The organism is Limisphaera ngatamarikiensis, from assembly GCF_011044775.1.
GTDB lineage: Bacteria > Verrucomicrobiota > Verrucomicrobiia > Limisphaerales > Limisphaeraceae > Limisphaera > Limisphaera ngatamarikiensis.
The window spans coordinates 1-1,482 of record NZ_JAAKYA010000038.1; the positions used below are offsets into that span (position 1 = coordinate 1).

2 protein-coding genes are annotated in these 1,482 nt (G+C 56.7%); both read left to right on the forward strand.

The annotated features are described in order from the left end of the window. Positions 1-866 (forward strand): RHS repeat domain-containing protein (locus G4L39_RS05835; RefSeq protein ID WP_205880819.1); only part of this gene is annotated, 866 nt, incomplete at its 5' end. Next, positions 863-1,411, forward strand: coding sequence for a hypothetical protein (locus tag G4L39_RS05840; protein WP_165106648.1), 549 nt, complete (start codon positions 863-865; stop codon positions 1,409-1,411). The genes G4L39_RS05835 and G4L39_RS05840, both read left to right, overlap by 4 nt. Positions 1,412-1,482 lie beyond the last annotated feature (71 nt).

Here is a 1,482-nt window from a genome sequence, read left to right on the forward strand (position 1 = left end):
GGTTGCGGTTGGCCGGTGGGCCTGCTGCGGGGGTGCACTTTGTGACGTATGACGGCAACGGGAACGTGTGGAGCCTGGTGTCCGCGAGCACCGGTACCGAGACTGCGCGGTACGAGTATGGCCCGTTTGGGGAGCCTTTGCGGCTGACGGGCGCTGCGGCGGGTTCGAATCCATTCCGGTTCAGCACGAAGCGGACGGAGGACGGCACGGGCCTGGTGCTGTACGAATACCGGGCCTACAGTCCCACCCTGGGAAGGTGGTTGACCAGGGATCCACTGGAGGAGAGTGGCGGCGCCAACATTTATGCGGCGTTGATTAACAGCCCGATTGAGGATGTTGACGTGGAAGGCTTGGCGACACATGTGCGACGGCCTTCGACTCCTCCGCCGCGCCGCCCTCCAATGCCCAATCCCCCCGACATTGTGCGGCACGCGCTGGAATGCGCAGCAAAGTGTGCTGCGAAGACCGGCATGGAGAAGATAGGCGAAAAAATCAATTTCAAATTCCTTTGCGGAAAGTTGATGCGCATGTGTCAAGAACGGGAAGTTGAGGGAAAGGAAGGGCTGCCATCCTTCGAGGATCTCACCCAGGGGGAGGACCTGGCTCTTGGAAAAGAGCTCACAAAGAAGTTTGTCGGATGTGTAGTCAAATGCTTGGGCGGTCCCGGTTATACCATCAGTATGCAAGTTACCAACGGTGCGATACTCTGCGATTACACGCAGCTGCAAATTCGCATCTCGTTTGATTACGAGGCTACCTTGGACTGGGCTGGAGCAGTTCATGTCGTGTATACAAACCACGTCGGGCAAGCCTGCGCGCCTGCCTCACCGGCGTTTCTAAATTGTTGCTGGAGATGTCGCCCATGAAACAGCGTAACAGGTTGTTGATCACTGGTGTGCTGAGTTGTCTTCTGTGCGGATGTGCGACGAAGCACTTCGACCTCGACGAGGCCCTGAGATGTCAGCTCAAGCACCCGGAAGAGGCCATTTACATGCGATTGCATCCGGCAGTGTTGGAACCGGTGGAAATGACCTCTATGTTTCGCTGGGAAGAATTGGAGGGGTTCGCCGACGGGGTCGAAATGCTGATGAATGATCCGGAGAGGCTCCGGGCGTACCTGGCCCGGCGGAGGGCGGTGTGGGCTAAAGGTCGAGAGCAGGAGTTCTCGTACTATGATGAGATCAAGCGCCACCTCAAGGAGGGCGGAAAGTTGTACTGGTATTATTACAGGCGGTTATACACCACCGGAGAGATTAGTTATGCATACGGGGACGGTTTTATTGTTCTGCGCGATGGCGAAGTGTTGTATCGCCTCCCCTATAATGACGGCAAGCAGTACAGGGGTCGTGTCTTCATCAGGCCTCGTGACTCCGTGCCTGAGGCGATGGAGAACGTGGAGGGTTCTAAATAACACGCGACCGGGCACGATGGTGTTGATAGGTGAGTGAACCATTCGGTATCCACCATGTTGGTAATGGCGTC